14 protein-coding genes are annotated in these 14,175 nt (G+C 69.8%); 12 read left to right on the forward strand and 2 right to left on the reverse strand.

The features are described from left to right. Positions 1–7: 7 nt before the first annotated feature. Complete coding sequence (locus tag FHT26_RS19485; RefSeq protein WP_168561777.1) at positions 8–259, reverse strand: hypothetical protein; 252 nt, start codon at positions 257–259, stop codon at positions 8–10. 163 nt (positions 260–422) lie between these two features. On the opposite strand from FHT26_RS19485, the gene FHT26_RS19490 reads away from it, so the two are divergent. The 11 genes from FHT26_RS19490 to FHT26_RS19540 all read left to right on the forward strand — a co-directional run bounded on the left by FHT26_RS19490 (position 423) and on the right by FHT26_RS19540 (position 11,998). After that, the gene (locus FHT26_RS19490; RefSeq protein ID WP_168561778.1) at positions 423–1,349 is read left to right on the forward strand and encodes a MurR/RpiR family transcriptional regulator; all 927 of its coding nucleotides are present in this window, start codon (positions 423–425) and stop codon (positions 1,347–1,349) included. Further along, the gene (locus tag FHT26_RS19495) at positions 1,346–2,344 is read left to right on the forward strand and encodes an isoaspartyl peptidase/L-asparaginase family protein (protein ID WP_210427496.1); all 999 of its coding nucleotides are present in this window, start codon (positions 1,346–1,348) and stop codon (positions 2,342–2,344) included. The genes FHT26_RS19490 and FHT26_RS19495 overlap by 4 nt, the downstream gene beginning before the upstream one ends. Next, a complete protein-coding gene (locus tag FHT26_RS19500) occupies positions 2,341–4,194 on the forward strand; it encodes a dipeptide ABC transporter ATP-binding protein (protein WP_168561779.1) in 1,854 nt (617 codons plus the stop codon). The genes FHT26_RS19495 and FHT26_RS19500 overlap by 4 nt, the downstream gene beginning before the upstream one ends. A 42-nt stretch (positions 4,195–4,236) precedes the next feature. Further along, complete coding sequence (gene gsiB / locus FHT26_RS19505) at positions 4,237–5,784, forward strand: glutathione ABC transporter substrate-binding protein GsiB (protein WP_168561780.1); 1,548 nt, start codon at positions 4,237–4,239, stop codon at positions 5,782–5,784. Positions 5,785–5,825: 41 nt separating this feature from the next. Continuing rightward, positions 5,826–6,746, forward strand: coding sequence for a glutathione ABC transporter permease GsiC (gene gsiC / locus FHT26_RS19510; protein ID WP_168561781.1), 921 nt, complete (start codon positions 5,826–5,828; stop codon positions 6,744–6,746). A gap of 10 nt (positions 6,747–6,756) precedes the next feature. Next, positions 6,757–7,650 carry a glutathione ABC transporter permease GsiD gene (gsiD, locus tag FHT26_RS19515; RefSeq protein ID WP_168561782.1) on the forward strand — a complete coding sequence of 298 codons (894 nt, stop codon included), beginning with the start codon at positions 6,757–6,759 and terminating at the stop codon, positions 7,648–7,650. After that, positions 7,650–8,735: a P1 family peptidase gene (locus tag FHT26_RS19520; RefSeq protein ID WP_168561783.1), complete on the forward strand. Its 1,086-nt coding sequence runs from the start codon at positions 7,650–7,652 to the stop codon at positions 8,733–8,735. The genes gsiD and FHT26_RS19520 overlap by 1 nt, the downstream gene beginning before the upstream one ends. Beyond that, entirely contained in the window at positions 8,732–9,565 is an 834-nt protein-coding gene (locus FHT26_RS19525) for a M55 family metallopeptidase (protein WP_168561784.1), read from the forward strand. Before FHT26_RS19520 ends, FHT26_RS19525 begins: the two co-directional genes overlap by 4 nt. 88 nt (positions 9,566–9,653) lie before the next feature. Beyond that, positions 9,654–10,055, forward strand: a complete 402-nt coding sequence (locus FHT26_RS19530; protein WP_168561785.1) for an ArsR/SmtB family transcription factor — start codon at positions 9,654–9,656, stop codon at positions 10,053–10,055. Continuing rightward, complete coding sequence (locus tag FHT26_RS19535) at positions 10,039–10,536, forward strand: SRPBCC family protein (RefSeq protein ID WP_168561786.1); 498 nt, start codon at positions 10,039–10,041, stop codon at positions 10,534–10,536. The genes FHT26_RS19530 and FHT26_RS19535 overlap by 17 nt, the downstream gene beginning before the upstream one ends. Positions 10,537–10,711: 175 nt before the next feature. Next, the gene (locus tag FHT26_RS19540; RefSeq protein ID WP_168561787.1) at positions 10,712–11,998 is read left to right on the forward strand and encodes a M16 family metallopeptidase; all 1,287 of its coding nucleotides are present in this window, start codon (positions 10,712–10,714) and stop codon (positions 11,996–11,998) included. On the opposite strand, the gene FHT26_RS19545 is transcribed toward FHT26_RS19540, so the two are convergent. Further along, the gene (locus FHT26_RS19545) at positions 11,976–12,437 is read right to left on the reverse strand and encodes a hypothetical protein (RefSeq protein WP_168561788.1); all 462 of its coding nucleotides are present in this window, start codon (positions 12,435–12,437) and stop codon (positions 11,976–11,978) included. The two genes, FHT26_RS19540 and FHT26_RS19545, sit on opposite strands and share 23 nt — an antisense overlap. A gap of 183 nt (positions 12,438–12,620) precedes the next feature. On the opposite strand from FHT26_RS19545, the gene FHT26_RS30400 reads away from it, so the two are divergent. Next, positions 12,621–14,162, forward strand: a complete 1,542-nt coding sequence (locus tag FHT26_RS30400) for a methyl-accepting chemotaxis protein (RefSeq protein ID WP_168561789.1) — start codon at positions 12,621–12,623, stop codon at positions 14,160–14,162. Positions 14,163–14,175: the final 13 nt, after the last annotated feature.

Genomic DNA, 14,175 nt, shown 5'->3' on the forward strand with positions numbered 1-14,175 from the left:
ACCGCTCTTACTGAACCGTTTCCTTCGCCGCGGCCTTGGCCTTCTTGCCGTGGCTCTTCGCCTTGGCCTTGTGCACCTTCGCCTTGGTCTTGTGCACCGTGCTCGACGGCTCGTCGGTCACGGCGCCCTTGACGTTCTCGGTGCCTTGCTTGGCGGTCTCGGCGGTCGCCTTGGCGCCTTCCTTGACGGCGGTGCCGGCCTGCGCGAACGCGGTGCCGGCAGCGAACAGCATCGCGAGGATGGATATGAGTTTCTTCATCGGTGGCCTCCAGAGGTGGATGCGTATCATCGGCGCCCGCCGGCGACGGCCCTGTCGGACGCGTTCGCCTTGCGCTGTAGGACCACCGGCGTCCGGGATCACCCGGAACGCCAGGCCTGTAAGTTGCTTTACAGTCCGCGAAGTTTTCTGAAACCCAGTTTTCATGACCGTGACGCCCCCCGCCGCCCGTTCCGATGCCCCTGCCTGGGCGGGCCGATTCGCCAGCCTGCCGGTGCTGCAGCAGGTCGCCGCCGGCCTGCCGGCGATGCCGGCCGCGATGCAACGCATGGGCCAGGCCGTGCTGGCGCACCCTTTCAGGGCGGCCACGCTCAACATCGATGAATTCGCCGGCGAGGTCGCGGTGTCGATCGCGACCGCCAACCGCTTCGCCCGGGCGCTGAACTTCGCCGGCTACCCGCAATTCCGCGCCGAGCTGGCGCGCGGCTTCGAGGCCATCCTCGCGCCGGTCGAGAGCCTGCGCAGCAACCTGCGGCAGGCCACCGGCACGCAGCAGGCGATGGTGGCGTCGCTGCGCGAAACGCTGGCGAACCTCGAACACACGCTGCAGGCCTTGCAGCACCAGCCGTGCGAGCAGGCGGTGTCGCTGATCGCCGAGGCCGACCAGGTGCTGACGCTCGGCTGGGGCAGCAGCGCCTACCTGGCCGGCGTGCTGCAGCACGAGCTGGAGCCGCTGTGCTCGCGCGTCGGCAGCCTCGCGCAGGCCGGCGGGCCTTCGCATGCGGCGCGCCAGCTGGTCAAGCGCGGGCCGCGCGACCTGCTGATCGCGTTGGCCTTCCCGCGCTACGTCGAAGACACCATCGCGTTGACGCGGCTGGCGCGCGAGCGCGGCGTCAAGGTGCTCGCGCTGACCGACGAGCCGAGTTCGCCGCTGGTGCCGCTGGCCGACGTGACGCTGTATGCGCACGTCGACCGGCAGGTCGCGCCGACGTCCAATGCGACGGTGCTGGCATTGCTCGAAGCGCTGGTGGCCGCGCTCGCGCACCGCACCGAAGGCGCGGTGCAGCGCGCCGAGGAGATGGCTCGCGGCGTGCTGCCGTGGCTGCAGGTCGACCCGGGGAGGGTGCGATGAGTTTCTCCGTGACATCGCCGGTGATCGCGATCCATGGCGGCGCCGGCACCTTGTCGCGCGCGTCGATCTCCACCGAGCAGCATGCGGCCTACCGCGCCGCGCTCGACGAGATCCTGCGCAGCGCCCAGGCGATGCTCGCCGGTGGTGCGCCGGCGATCGACGTCGTCACCGAAGCGGTGCGGCAGCTCGAGGAATGCCCGCTGTTCAACGCCGGCCGCGGCGCGGTCTACACCGCCGACGGCCGCCACGAGCTCGACGCCTGCGTGATGCGCGGCAGCGACCTGGCCGCCGGCGCGGTGGCCGGCGTGCGCACGCTGCGCAACCCGATCCTCGCGGCGCGTGCGGTGATGGAGGCCGGCGGCCCGGTGCTGCTGATCGGCCCCGGGGCCGAGCAGTTCGCCGCCGAGCGCGGCTGCGAGACCGTCGCGCCCGAGTGGTTCGACACGCCGCACCGGCTGGCGCAGCTGCACGCGATGCAGGCCAGCGACCGCATCGCGCTGGACCACGACGTGCCAGGTCATGACGCACCCACCGTGCCCGCGCCGCTCGACGAACGCGACAAGTTCGGCACCGTCGGCGCTGTCGCGCTCGATGCGCACGGCCACCTGGCCGCGGCCACCTCGACCGGCGGCATGACCAACAAGCGCCCCGGCCGCGTCGGCGATTCGCCGCTGGTCGGCGCCGGCTGCTATGCCAACGACCGCACCGTCGCGGTGTCGTGCACCGGCGTCGGCGAGGCCTTCATGCGCGGGCTCGCGGCCTACGACGTGTCGGCGCTGGTCGAGTACGTCGGGCTGCCGCTGCGCTTTGCCGCACGCCGCGTCGTGATGGACAAGATGCCGCCGCTCGGCGGCCGCGGCGGGCTGATCGCCGTCGATGCGCGCGGCAACGTCGCGCTGCCGTTCAACACCGAAGGCATGTACCGCGGCTGGGCCCGGGTCGGCGAAGCGCCGGTGTCTGCCATCTATGCCGACGAAGCCGGCCCCGACCAATGACGACGACTCTTCCGCGCCGCGTGCTTGACGTGCGCAATCTCAGCGTCAGCTTCGCGATCGAAGGCGGGCGGCTGCAGGCGGTGCGCGCGCTCGATTTCCACGTCGATGCCGGCGAGACGCTGGCGATCGTCGGCGAATCGGGCTCCGGCAAATCGGTGTCGTCGCTCGCGCTGATGCGCCTGGTCGAGCACGGCGGCGGCCGCATCGACAGCGGCGAGATGTGGCTGACGCGGCGCGACGGCGAACGCGTCGACCTGGCGCAGGCCAATGCGCGCCGCATGCGCAGCCTGCGCGGCGCCGACCTCGCGATGGTGTTCCAGGAGCCGATGACCTCGCTGAACCCGGTGTTCACCGTCGGCCAGCAGGTGGCCGAGTCGATCCGCCTGCACCAGGGCCGCTCGCAGCGCGAGGCGATGGCCGAGGCGCTGCGCCTGTTCGACCTGGTGCGCATCCCCGAGGCGCGCGAGGTGCTGGGCCGGCATCCGCACCAGCTGTCGGGTGGCATGCGCCAGCGCGTGATGATCGCGATGGCGCTGGCGTGCCGGCCGACGCTGCTGATCGCCGACGAGCCGACCACCGCGCTCGACGTGACGATCCAGGCGCAGATCCTCGCGCTGATCCAGCAACTGCAGCACGAGCTGTCGATGGGCGTGATCTTCATCACCCACGACATGGGCGTGGTGGCCGAGATCGCCGACCGCGTGCTGGTGATGCGCCGCGGCGACAAGATCGAAGAAGGCGACTGCCGCGCGCTGTTCGCGCAGCCGCGGCAGCCGTACACGAAGGCGCTGCTGGCCGCGGTGCCGCAGCTCGGCGCGATGCAGGGGCAGGACCGGCCGGCGCGCTTCGCGTTGCCGGGCGACGAGGTGGTCGCCGCGACCCACCAGGTGACGATGCCCGACAGCGTGCGCACCGACCTGCCGCCGGTGCTGACGGTGCAGGGCCTGGTCACGCGCTTCCCGCTGCGCAGCGGCATCCTCGGCCGCGTGAAGCGCCAGGTGCATGCGGTCGAGCAGATCAGCTTCGAGCTGAAGGCCGGCGAGACGCTGGCGCTGGTCGGCGAATCGGGCTGCGGCAAGTCGACCACCGGCCGCTCGCTGGCGCGGCTGGTCGCGCCGCTGGCCGGCCGCGTCGAGGTGGCCGGGCGCGACATCGCGCCGCTCGAAGGCGCGGCCTTGCAGGCGCTGCGCCGCGACATCCAGTTCGTGTTCCAGGACCCGTACGCGTCGCTCGATCCGCGGTTGACCGTCGGCTACAGCGTGATGGAGCCGCTGCTGCTGCACAAGCTGATGCCGCGGGCCGATGCCGAGGCGCGCGTGCGCTGGCTGCTCGAGAAGGTCGGCCTGCCGGCCGAGGCGGCGAACCGCTACCCGCACGAATTCTCCGGCGGCCAGCGGCAGCGCATCGCGATCGCCCGCGCGCTGGCGCTGAACCCGAAGGTGGTGATCGCCGACGAGGCGGTGTCGGCGCTCGACGTCTCGATCCGCGCGCAGATCGTCAACCTGATGCTCGACCTGCAGCAGGAGTTCGGCATGGCCTACCTGTTCATCTCGCACGACATGGCGGTGGTGGAGCGCATCAGCCACCGCGTCGCGGTGATGTACCTCGGGCAGATCGTCGAGATCGGCCCGCGCCGCGAGGTGTTCGAGAATCCGCAGCATGCCTACACCCGCCGGCTGATGGCCGCGGTGCCGGTGGCCGACCCGACGCGGCGCCGCCGCCGCGAGCTGCTGTCCGACGAGATCGCGAGCCCGGTGCGCGCGCTCGGCGACGCGCCGCAGGTCGCGCCGCTGCACCAGGTCGGCCCCGGCCACTTCGTCGCCCGCCATGCGGTCGGCGGTGCCTTTTGAACTGCCTTTGAATCCCCCGTCGTACCAGCCAGGAGAACTCCGATGACATCGCACCACCGTTCCGCTCTCTCGAGAATCGCCGTCGCGCTCGCCGTCAGCGGCACCGCGCTGGCCGCGCATGCCGCGAAGGACATCACCGTCGCGGTCGCGTCGACCTTCACGACGACCGACCCGTACGACGCCAACGACACGCTGTCGCAAGCGGTCGCGAAGTCGTTCTACCAGGGCCTGTACGGCTTCGACAAGGACATGAAGATGGTGCCGGTGCTGGCCGACAGCTACACCGCCAGCAAGGACGGCCTCGTCTACACCGTCAAGCTGAAGAGCGGCATCAAGTTCCATGACAACACGCCGTTCAACGCCGAGGCGGTCAAGGCCACCTTCGACCGCGTGACGAATCCCGACAACAAGCTCAAGCGCTACAACCTCTACAAGAACATCGCGAAGACCGAGGCGGTCGATGCCACCACGGTGCGCTTCACGCTGAAGGAGCCGTTCTCGCCGTTCATCAACACGCTGGCGCACCCGTCGGGCGTGATCATCTCGCCGGCGGCGCTGGCGCAATACGGCAGCAAGGGCATCGCGCAGCATCCGGTAGGCACCGGCCCGTTCAAGTTCGTCGAGTGGAAAGCCACCGACTACCTGAAGGTCGAGAAGTTCGACGGCTACTGGAAGAAGGGCTGGCCGAAGGTCGACAGCATCACCTGGCGGCCGGTGGTCGACAACAACACGCGCGCCGCGGTGATGCAGACCAACGAGGCGCACTTCGCGTTCCCGGTGCCGCCGGAAGCGGTCGAGACGCTGTCGAAGAAGCCGAGCCTGGAGATCACCGCGTCGCCGTCGATCATCCAGCGCTACCTGTCGATGAACACGCAGCAGAAGCCGTTCGACAACCCGAAGGTGCGCGAGGCGATCAACTACGCGATCAACAAGGACGCTCTGATCAAGGTGGCGTTCTCCGGCTATGCGATTCCCGCGGAGGGCGTGCTGCCGCACGGCGTGGAATACGCCGCCAAGCTCGGCCCGTGGCCCTACGACCCGGCCAAGGCGCGCGCGCTGCTGAAGGAAGCCGGCTACCCGAACGGCTTCGAGACGACGCTGTGGTCGGCCTACAACCACACGACCGCGCAGAAGGTGATCCAGTTCGTGCAGCAGCAGCTGGCACAGGTGGGCATCAAGCTGCAGGTGCAGGCACTCGAAGCCGGCCAGCGCGTCGAGCGCGTCGAGAGCGCGCAGGACCCGGCGACCGCGCCGGTGCGCATGTACTACGTCGGCTGGTCGTCGTCGACCGGCGAGGCCGATTGGGCGATGCGCCCGCTGCTGGCGTCGGAGTCGTTCCCGCCGAAGCTGTTCAACACCGCGTACTACAAGAACGAGGTGGTCGACAGCGCGATCGCGAAGTCGCTGGTGACGACCGACAAGGCCGAGAAGGCGCGGCTGTACACCGACGCGCAGAAGCAGATCTGGAAGGACGCGCCCTGGGCCTTCCTGGTGACCGAGCGGCTGGTGTCGGTGCGGGCGAAGAACCTGTCGGGCTTCTACGTCATTCCCGATGGCAGCTTCAACTTCGACGATGTGGAACTGAAGTGAATCGTCCGGAAGAATCCCGGATCGGCATCCGGGCTACCTGAATGGCCGTCTACCTGCTCAAGCGGTTGCTGGGGCTGCTGCCGACGCTGCTGATCGTCGCGGTGCTGGTGTTCGCGTTCGTCCACCTGCTGCCCGGCGATCCGGCGCGGCTGGCGGCGGGCGTCGATGCCGGGCCCGAGACGGTCGAGCTGGTGCGGCGCGACCTCGGGCTCGACCTGCCGCTGCCGCAACAGTTCGTGCGCTTCTTCAGCCATGCGCTGCAGGGCGACTTCGGGCTGTCGATCCGCAGCAAGCGGCCGGTGTCGACCGAGATCGCCGAGCGCTTCGGCCCGACCTTCTTCCTGACGATCGCGGCGATGGGCTGGTCGGTGCTGCTCGGCCTGGTGCTGGGCGTGGCGTCGGCCGTCTGGCGCAACCGCTGGCCCGACCGGCTGGGCATGACGTTCGCGATCTCGGGCATCTCGTTCCCGTCGTTCGCGCTCGGCATGGTGCTGATGCAGCTGTTCTCGGTGCAGCTCGGCTGGCTGCCCACCGTCGGCGCCGACACCTGGAAGCACTACATCCTGCCGTCGCTGACGCTCGGCGCCGGCGTGGCCGCGGTGATGGCGCGCTTCACGCGCAGCTCGTTCATCGACATCCTGAAGGAAGACTACGTGCGCACCGCGCGGGCCAAGGGCCTGGGCGAGCTGCCGGTGGTGTTCAAGCACGGGCTGCGCAACGCACTGATCCCGGTCGTCACGATGATGGGCCTGCAGTTCGGCTTCCTGCTGGGCGGATCGATCGTCGTCGAGGTCGTCTTCAACTGGCCCGGCATGGGCCGGCTGCTGGTCGACGCGGTCGAGATGCGCGACTACCCGCTGATCCAGGCGCTGGTGCTGCTGTTCTCGCTCGAGTTCATCCTGATCAACCTGCTGGTCGACGTGCTCTACGCCGTGATCAACCCGACCATCCGCTTCCAGTGAACACACGCCAGTGAACACACCCGCCCCCGTCACTCCCGCGCCCACCGCCGATGCCGTGCGCACGCCGGCCTCCGAGTTCTGGCGCAAGTTCAAGCGCCAGAAGGTCGCGCTGGTGGCCGGCGTGTTCGTGCTGCTGCTGGTGCTGGTCGCGGCGCTCGCGCCGTGGATCGTGCCCTTCGATGCCGAGAACTTCTTCGACTACGACGCGCTGAACACGCCGCCGTCGGCGAAGCACTGGTTCGGCGTCGACTCGCTCGGGCGCGACATCTTCAGCCGCATCCTGATAGGAGCGCGCATCTCGCTGGCCGCCGGCTTCATCTCGGTGGCCGCCGGCGCGGTGATCGGCACGCTGCTCGGGCTGCTGGCCGGCTACTACCAGGGCTGGTGGGACCGCATCGTGATGCGCATGGCCGACGTGCTGTTCGCATTCCCCGGCATCCTGCTGGCCATCGGCATCGTCGCGATCCTCGGCAACGGCATGGTCAACGTGATCCTCGCGGTCGCGGTGTTCAGCGTGCCGGCCTTCGCGCGGCTGGTGCGCGGCAACGTGCTGTCGCTGAAGCACCAGACCTACATCGAGGCGGTGCGCTCCATCGGCGCATCGGACACCGTGATCATGGTGCGCCACCTGCTGCCCGGCACCGTGGCGTCGGTGGTGGTGTACCTGACGATGCGCATCGGCACGTCGATCATCACCGCGGCGAGCCTGTCCTTCCTCGGTCTCGGCGCGCAGCCGCCGACGCCGGAGTGGGGCGCGATGCTGAACGAAGCGCGCGCCGACATGCTGAACGCGCCGCACGTCGCGCTGTTCCCGAGCCTCGCGATCTTCGTCACCGTGCTGGCGTTCAACCTGCTGGGCGACGGCCTGCGCGACGCGCTGGACCCGAAACTGGACAAGTTCTGATGCGGCTGTCAGCGCTCGGCGCACCGCGCGTCGGCACGCTGCCTGCCGGGGCGCTCGATGCGATCACCGACGTGGCCGGCGTCGCGCTCGGCCATTGCACGCTGGACGGCGGCGCGACGCAGACCGGCGCCACCGTGCTGCTGCCGCAACCGGGCAACCTGTTCCTGCACAAGCTGCCGGCGGGGCTGGCGGTGATCAACGGCTTCGGCAAGAGCATCGGGCTGATGCAGGTGCAGGAGCTCGGCACGCTCGAATCGCCGATCGCGCTGGTCAGCACGCTGGCGGTCGGCACCGCGGCGACGGCGCTGGTGCGCGATGCGCTGGCGCGCAACGCCGAACTGGCGCGCAGCCTGCCGACGCTGAACCCGCTGGTGTTCGAATGCAACGACGGCTGGCTGAACGATGCGCGCACGCTGGCGCTGCAGGAGTCGCATGTGGCGCAGGCGCTGGCAGCGGCGCACGCGGCGCAGCAGGCCGGGCAGGGGAGCTTCGAACAAGGCAGTGTCGGCGCCGGGCGCGGCATGTCGTGCCATGGGTTGAAGGGCGGCATCGGCAGCGCGTCGCGCCGGGTGGCGTGGCAAGGGCGCGAGTCGACGGTGGGCGCGCTGGTGCTCGCGAACCACGGGCGGCCCGAGGCGCTGACGATCGCCGGCCGCCGCATCGGCGCGCCGTTGCAGGCGCGAATGGTTGCCGAAGCCGACGCCGGACCGGAGCGCGGCTCGATCATCGTGCTGCTCGCGACCGACGCACCGTTGGATGCGCGGCAACTGGGCCGCGTCGCGCGCCGCGCAGCGGCTGGCCTCGCGCGCACCGGCTCCGACTACGGGCATGGCAGCGGCGACATCGCGCTCGCGTTCAGCACCGCGTGGCGCGTGCCGCAACAAGCCGACGAGCCGATGCCGGCCGTCGCGATGCTGCACGAAGCGGCGCTCGACGGCGTGTTCCAGGCCGCGGCCGAAGCCACCGAGCAGGCCATCGTGCATGCGCTGTTCGCGGCCACCACGGTGCGCGGCCGCGATGGCCGCACGCGCCACGCATTGACCGAACTCGCGCCGGACTGGCCGGCGCTGATGGAGCAGACATGAAGACCCCGACGATCCTGGTGGCCGTGGACATCGAAGGCGTGGCCGGCGTGTGGCGGCCCGAGCAGACGCAGGCCGGCAACGGCGACTACGAACGCGCCCGGCGCTGGATGACGCAGGAGGCCGACGCGGCGGTGCGCGGCGCCTTCGCCGGCGGTGCCGGCACGGTGCTGGTGAACGATTCGCATGGCCATTTCGGCAACCTGCTGGCCGACGAGATCGACCCGCGGGCGCAGCTGATCCAGGGCAAGCCGCGCCAGCTCGGCATGATGGCCGGCGTCGACCAGGGCGTCGACGGCGTGCTGATGATCGGCTGGCATTCGCGCGCGAAGAGCCGCGGCGTGCTGGCCCACACGACGAGCAGCTTCGCGTTCGCGCGGGTCTGGCTGGGAGGATTGGAGCTTGGCGAGATCGGGCTGTATGCAGCCCTGGCCGGCGAGTTCGGCGTGCCGGTGCTGATGGCCAGCGGTTGCGACGTGATGGCGGCCGAGGCCGCCGCGCTGCTGCCCGGCACCGCCGCCACCGTCGTCAAGTGGTCCGAGGGTGCGCGCAGCGGCCGTTCGCTGTCGCCGGCGCAGTCGCGCGCGGCGATCGAAGCGGCTTCGCGCGAGGCGGTGCAGTCGCTGGCCACGAAGCCGCCTGCGCCGTGGCGGCTGCCGGGCGCGCCGACCTTGCGCGTGCAATGCCAGACGCCGGCGCTGGCCGATGCCTTCGCGCTGTGGCCCGCGGTGCGGCGCGAGGATGCCGAGACGATCTCGGTGGCCTGCGGCACGGTGCACGAGGCGGTGCGCAGCCTCAACGCGTTGTCGGTGATGGGGAACGCGCTGCGCTGAGCACGCCGGGGCCCGGCCGGTGCCGGGTTGACAGGCGGCGGACTGGTCTTTATATTTCCATTCGGTTATATAAAGACAAGGCTATGCGATGGGTTCTTCGACGGGTTCGGCGGCGGTTTCCGATTCGCTCGACCTGACCTTTGCCGCGCTGGCCGACCCGACGCGCCGCGCGATGCTGGCGCGGCTGGCGTCGGGCGAGGCAACCGTCAACGAACTGGCCGAGCCGTTCGCGCTGTCGCAGCCGGCGATCTCGAAGCACCTGAAGGTGCTGGAGCGCGCCGGGCTGATCAGCCGCAGCCGTGCCGCGCAGACACGGCCATGCCGGCTCGAAGCGGCACGGCTGCATGACGTCGCGCAGTGGGTCGCCAGCTACCGCTCGCTGTGGGAGGCAAGCTTCGACCGGCTCGATGCCTTGCTGCAGGCCACTGCAACACGTACCTCCACCCCGACACCCTCACCGAAAGGAAAACGCCATGTCCGCAAACCCTGACACGAGGAGCTTCGTGATCACCCGCGAGTTCCGCCAGCCGCGCGCCGCCGTCTGGAAGGCCTGGAGCGAGCAGGCGCAACTGCAGCAGTGGTGGGGTCCCGCCGGCTGCAGGATCGAGGTGTTCCGCTTCGAATTCAGGCCGGGCGGCTTCTTCCACTACGCGATGAATTTCGACGGCGCGCCGACGATGTGGGGCCGCTTCAACTACCGCGAGATCGTCGCCGGCGAGCGCCTGGTGTGGCTCAACTCGTTTGCGAACGCGCACGGCGGCATTGCGCGCGCACCGTTCAGCGCGGACTGTCCGATGGAGATCGAGAACGCGGTGACGTTCTCGGAGCAGGACGGCACCACGACCGTGCGCCTGCGGGCCACGCCATTCGGCGAGGAAGCGGCGGAGCGCCGGTTCTTCGACGAGCTGCGGCCATCGATGGAACAGGGCTATGGCGGCACGTTCGACCAGTTGGCGGCGCACCTGGGCTGATCGGAGAGCGTGGCGCGGGGCACGATTCCCCTCCCGTTCGGGCTGAGCCTGTCGAAGCCGGCGAGCCGCACGGCGTCTCGACAGGCTCAACGCGAACGGAAAGGGGGTGCATCGCACCAAGCCCTTGCTCGCGCCGATCCCCCGATCTCCCGATGCGGCATCATGCCAACCCAGCATGAACCCCACCGCCCCCACCCCCCAGCTCGCCACCCTGCCCAACGGCCTGCGCGCCATCGCGATCCCGATGCCGTGGCGGCAGACGGTCAGCCTGAGCGTCTTCATCCGCACCGGCAGCCTGCACGAATCGCGGCAGCTCAACGGCATCAGCCACGTCGTCGAGCACATGGCTTTCAAGGGCACGCAGTCGCGCGACTGCCAGCGCATCAACCTCGACGCCGAACGCCTCGGGGCCGAGGTCAATGCCCACACCGACAAGGACCACACCGCCTTCCACATCGAAGGCCTGCCGCGCGACGTGCCGGCCTTCGTCGGCCTGCTCGCCGACATCGTGCTGCACAGCACCTTCCCGGCCGACGAGCTGGAGCGCGAGCGCCAGGTCATCGAGCACGAGTTCACCGAGTTCGAGGAAGACCCGGCCGCGATGGCTTTCCAGCTGTTCGACCGCGCCTGCTACGGCATGCACCCGGCCGGCCAGCCGGTGATCGGCAACCGTGCCAACCTGAAGCGCTTCAGCCGCGACGACCTGCTGTCCTATGTGCAGCGCCAGTACACCGCGGCCAACGTGATCGTCGCCGCGGCCGGGCCGGTCGACGTCGATGCCTTCGTGCGCGCGGTCGATGCCGCATTTGCCGCGATGCCCGCCGGCGAGCCGAACGCGGTGCCGCATCCGGACTGGCACGGCGGCCTGAAGCTGCGCCGCATGTCGGGCAGCGCCCAGTGCCACACGGTGCTCGGCTTCGAGGCCCCGGCGCTCGCCGACGACAGCCATGTCGACAGCGTGCTGGCCGCCGCGCTGCTCGGCGAGGGCATGAGCTCGCCGCTGCTCGACGAGATCCGCGAGCGTCGCAGCCTGGCGTACTTCGCGTCCTGCTCGGCCGACATCCTGCCGTCGTCCGGCCAGTTCGTCATCGAGGCCGCGACCGCGCCGGCCCAGGCCGACGAGTTCCTCGAGGCCGTCGCCGACCTGCTGCGCCGCCAGGCCGACGGCACCGATGCGGTCGGCCTGGAGCGCGCCCGCAACCAGATCGCGGTGCGCACGCTGCGCGCGCTCGACCAGCCGACGCGCCGCATCGAATCGGCGGTGCAGGACGTCTTCACGTTCGGCCGGCTGCGCGACAGCGGCGAGTGGCTCGCCCGGCTGCAGGCCGCGTCGGCGCACGACGTGCGCGAGGTGTTCGCCCGCCTGCTGCGCGGCACCGCCGCCATCGCACTCGCCGGCAGCGTGCCGGTGCGCGCGCGCGAGCGGGCCAGCGCGCTGTTCAACCGCGAGACCGCGCACTGACGACGGTCGCGACCGGCTCGAAGCCGACCTCCAGCACGCGGCAGCCGTTCCACGCGCACAGGTCCCCGCTGCGGGCAGACTGCAACGCGAGCTTCTGCCCGGTGTCGTCGGCCACCAGGTGCCGGCCCTCGCGCGTGAAGCCGCTCGCGTTCGCCCAGCTGTAGAAGCCGATGCAGGCATCGGCACTGACCGCCATGTAGCGCGGGATGTCGCTCGCAGGCCGAGGGGCCCCGCACCAGCTCGTCGCCCGGTAATAGACGGCGCCGTTGTACGGGCAGGCCTGCAGCAGCAAGGCGCGCCGGATGTCGGGCACCAGCATGGCCCATTCGGAGGCGCTTTCGCCCAGCCATCCGACGTGCGCGCCGTCGCACCACAGCGACAGCCGGAACACCGTCGCGGTGGTCGGCACGGGCGCGGGCGGGTGCGTGTCGTGGGACATGTCGAGCACTGTGGTCGATTCGCCGGGGGGTGCGCTGAATTTGCGGCTGAATTGTCCTGAAACGCTCTGAAACGGCCTCAGGCCTGCCAATGCAGTGCCGATAACCGGGACGCAATTCACACGAATTGCGCCGCAAACGTTTCAACACCATTGAGACATCCACTCAATGATCAGGGAGTAAAAATGAATCTGTCGAACCTCCGCATCGGTTCGCGTCTCGCGCTGGCTTTCTCGGTCGTCATCGCGCTGCTGCTGGTCATCCTCGCGGTGGCCACCTCGGTCCTCAACGGGCTGAGTTCGGTGATGGACAGCGTGGTCGACGACCGCTACGCGCAGATCGCCCTCGCCAACAAGATCAAGACGGTGGGCGACCACGGCGCCGTGACGATCGGCCGCATCCTGCTGGCCGGCAATCCCGACCAATTGAAGAAGTACATGGACGAGTACGCCTCGATCCGTGCGGCGAACACGCAGAACCTCGCCGACTTCGAGAAGCTGCTGCACACCGACGAGGACAAGGCGCAATTCGAGGAGCAATCGAAGGCGCGCAAGGAGTACGGCGTGGTCGTGCGCAAGGTCTTCGATCTGATGGCTGCCGGCAAGCGCGACGACGCGATGGCCGTCTACCAGGACGAGATGGCCGCCCCGCAGGCGCGCTATTACGCGCTGATCGACAAGATGGTGGCCCGCCAGTCGCAGAGCATGCTCGACGACGTGGCGACCGCCAAGGGCAGCTCGCGCACCGCGAAGCTGCAGATGATCGGCGCCTCGATCCTGGCCGTGCTGCTCGGCCTGGGCACCGCCTGGACCATCACCCGCTCCATCACCCACCCTATCCAGAGGGCGATCGACCTCGCCGAATCGGTCGCCGCGGGCAACCTGACCTACCAGGTCGGGGTCCAGAGCAAGGATGAGGTGGGTCGGCTGATCACCGCGCTGCAGCACATGGTCGACAGCCTGCACCGCATCGTCTCCGAAGTGCGCACCGGCGCCGACACCATCTCGACCGCGGCGCACGAGGTGTCGCAGGGCAACACCGACCTGTCGGCCCGCACCGAGCAGCAGGCGAGCGCGCTGGAGCAGACGGCGTCGGCGATGGAGCAGCTCACGTCCGCCGTGAAGCTGAGCGCCGACAACGCGAGCCAGGCCAACCAGTCGGCGGTGTCGGCGTCGAGCGTCGCGACGCAGGGCGGCCAGGTGGTCGGCCAGGTCATCGACACGATGAGCACGATCTCGACCTCGTCGAAGAAGATCGCCGACATCATCGGCGTGATCGACGGCATCGCGTTCCAGACCAACATCCTCGCGCTGAACGCCGCGGTGGAAGCGGCGCGGGCCGGCGAGCAGGGCCGCGGCTTCGCGGTGGTGGCCAGCGAGGTGCGCAGCCTCGCGCAGCGCAGCGCGACGGCCGCCAAGGAGATCAAGTCGCTGATCGACGCGTCGGTGAGCCAGGTCGACGAAGGCAGCAAGATGGTCGAGCAGGCCGGCGTCACGATGAAGCAGGTCGTCAGCAGCATCAAGCGCGTCAGCGAGATCGTGGCCGAGATCAGTGCGTCGGCCCGCGAGCAGAGCATGGGCATCGAGCAGGTCAACAGCGCGATCCTGCAGATGGACGATTCCACGCAGCGCAATGCCGCGATGGTCGAGCAGGGCACGGCATCGGCCCGCGCGCTGCAGGACCAGGCGAAGCAACTGACGGACGTGGTCCGCTCGTTCGCCCTCTGACGGTCCGACGTTC

It is taken from the genome of Rhizobacter sp. SG703, assembly GCF_012275445.1.
Classification (GTDB): Bacteria; Pseudomonadota; Gammaproteobacteria; order Burkholderiales; family Burkholderiaceae_C; genus Rhizobacter.

Excerpts from the sequence above, each read along its gene's own strand:
- FHT26_RS19485 (WP_168561777.1), bottom strand. The coding sequence starts at position 259 with ATGAAGAAACTCATATCCATCCTCGCGATGCTGTTCGCTGCCGGCACC.
- FHT26_RS19490 (WP_168561778.1), top strand. The coding sequence starts at position 423 with ATGACCGTGACGCCCCCCGCCGCCCGTTCCGATGCCCCTGCCTGGGCG.
- FHT26_RS19495 (WP_210427496.1), top strand. The coding sequence starts at position 1,346 with ATGAGTTTCTCCGTGACATCGCCGGTGATCGCGATCCATGGCGGCGCC.
- FHT26_RS19500 (WP_168561779.1), top strand. The coding sequence starts at position 2,341 with ATGACGACGACTCTTCCGCGCCGCGTGCTTGACGTGCGCAATCTCAGC.
- gsiB (WP_168561780.1), top strand. The coding sequence starts at position 4,237 with ATGACATCGCACCACCGTTCCGCTCTCTCGAGAATCGCCGTCGCGCTC.
- gsiC (WP_168561781.1), top strand. The coding sequence starts at position 5,826 with ATGGCCGTCTACCTGCTCAAGCGGTTGCTGGGGCTGCTGCCGACGCTG.
- FHT26_RS19520 (WP_168561783.1), top strand. The coding sequence starts at position 7,650 with ATGCGGCTGTCAGCGCTCGGCGCACCGCGCGTCGGCACGCTGCCTGCC.
- FHT26_RS19525 (WP_168561784.1), top strand. The coding sequence starts at position 8,732 with ATGAAGACCCCGACGATCCTGGTGGCCGTGGACATCGAAGGCGTGGCC.
- FHT26_RS19530 (WP_168561785.1), top strand. The coding sequence starts at position 9,654 with ATGGGTTCTTCGACGGGTTCGGCGGCGGTTTCCGATTCGCTCGACCTG.
- FHT26_RS19535 (WP_168561786.1), top strand. The coding sequence starts at position 10,039 with ATGTCCGCAAACCCTGACACGAGGAGCTTCGTGATCACCCGCGAGTTC.
- FHT26_RS19540 (WP_168561787.1), top strand. The coding sequence starts at position 10,712 with ATGAACCCCACCGCCCCCACCCCCCAGCTCGCCACCCTGCCCAACGGC.
- FHT26_RS19545 (WP_168561788.1), bottom strand. The coding sequence starts at position 12,437 with ATGTCCCACGACACGCACCCGCCCGCGCCCGTGCCGACCACCGCGACG.
- FHT26_RS30400 (WP_168561789.1), top strand. The coding sequence starts at position 12,621 with ATGAATCTGTCGAACCTCCGCATCGGTTCGCGTCTCGCGCTGGCTTTC.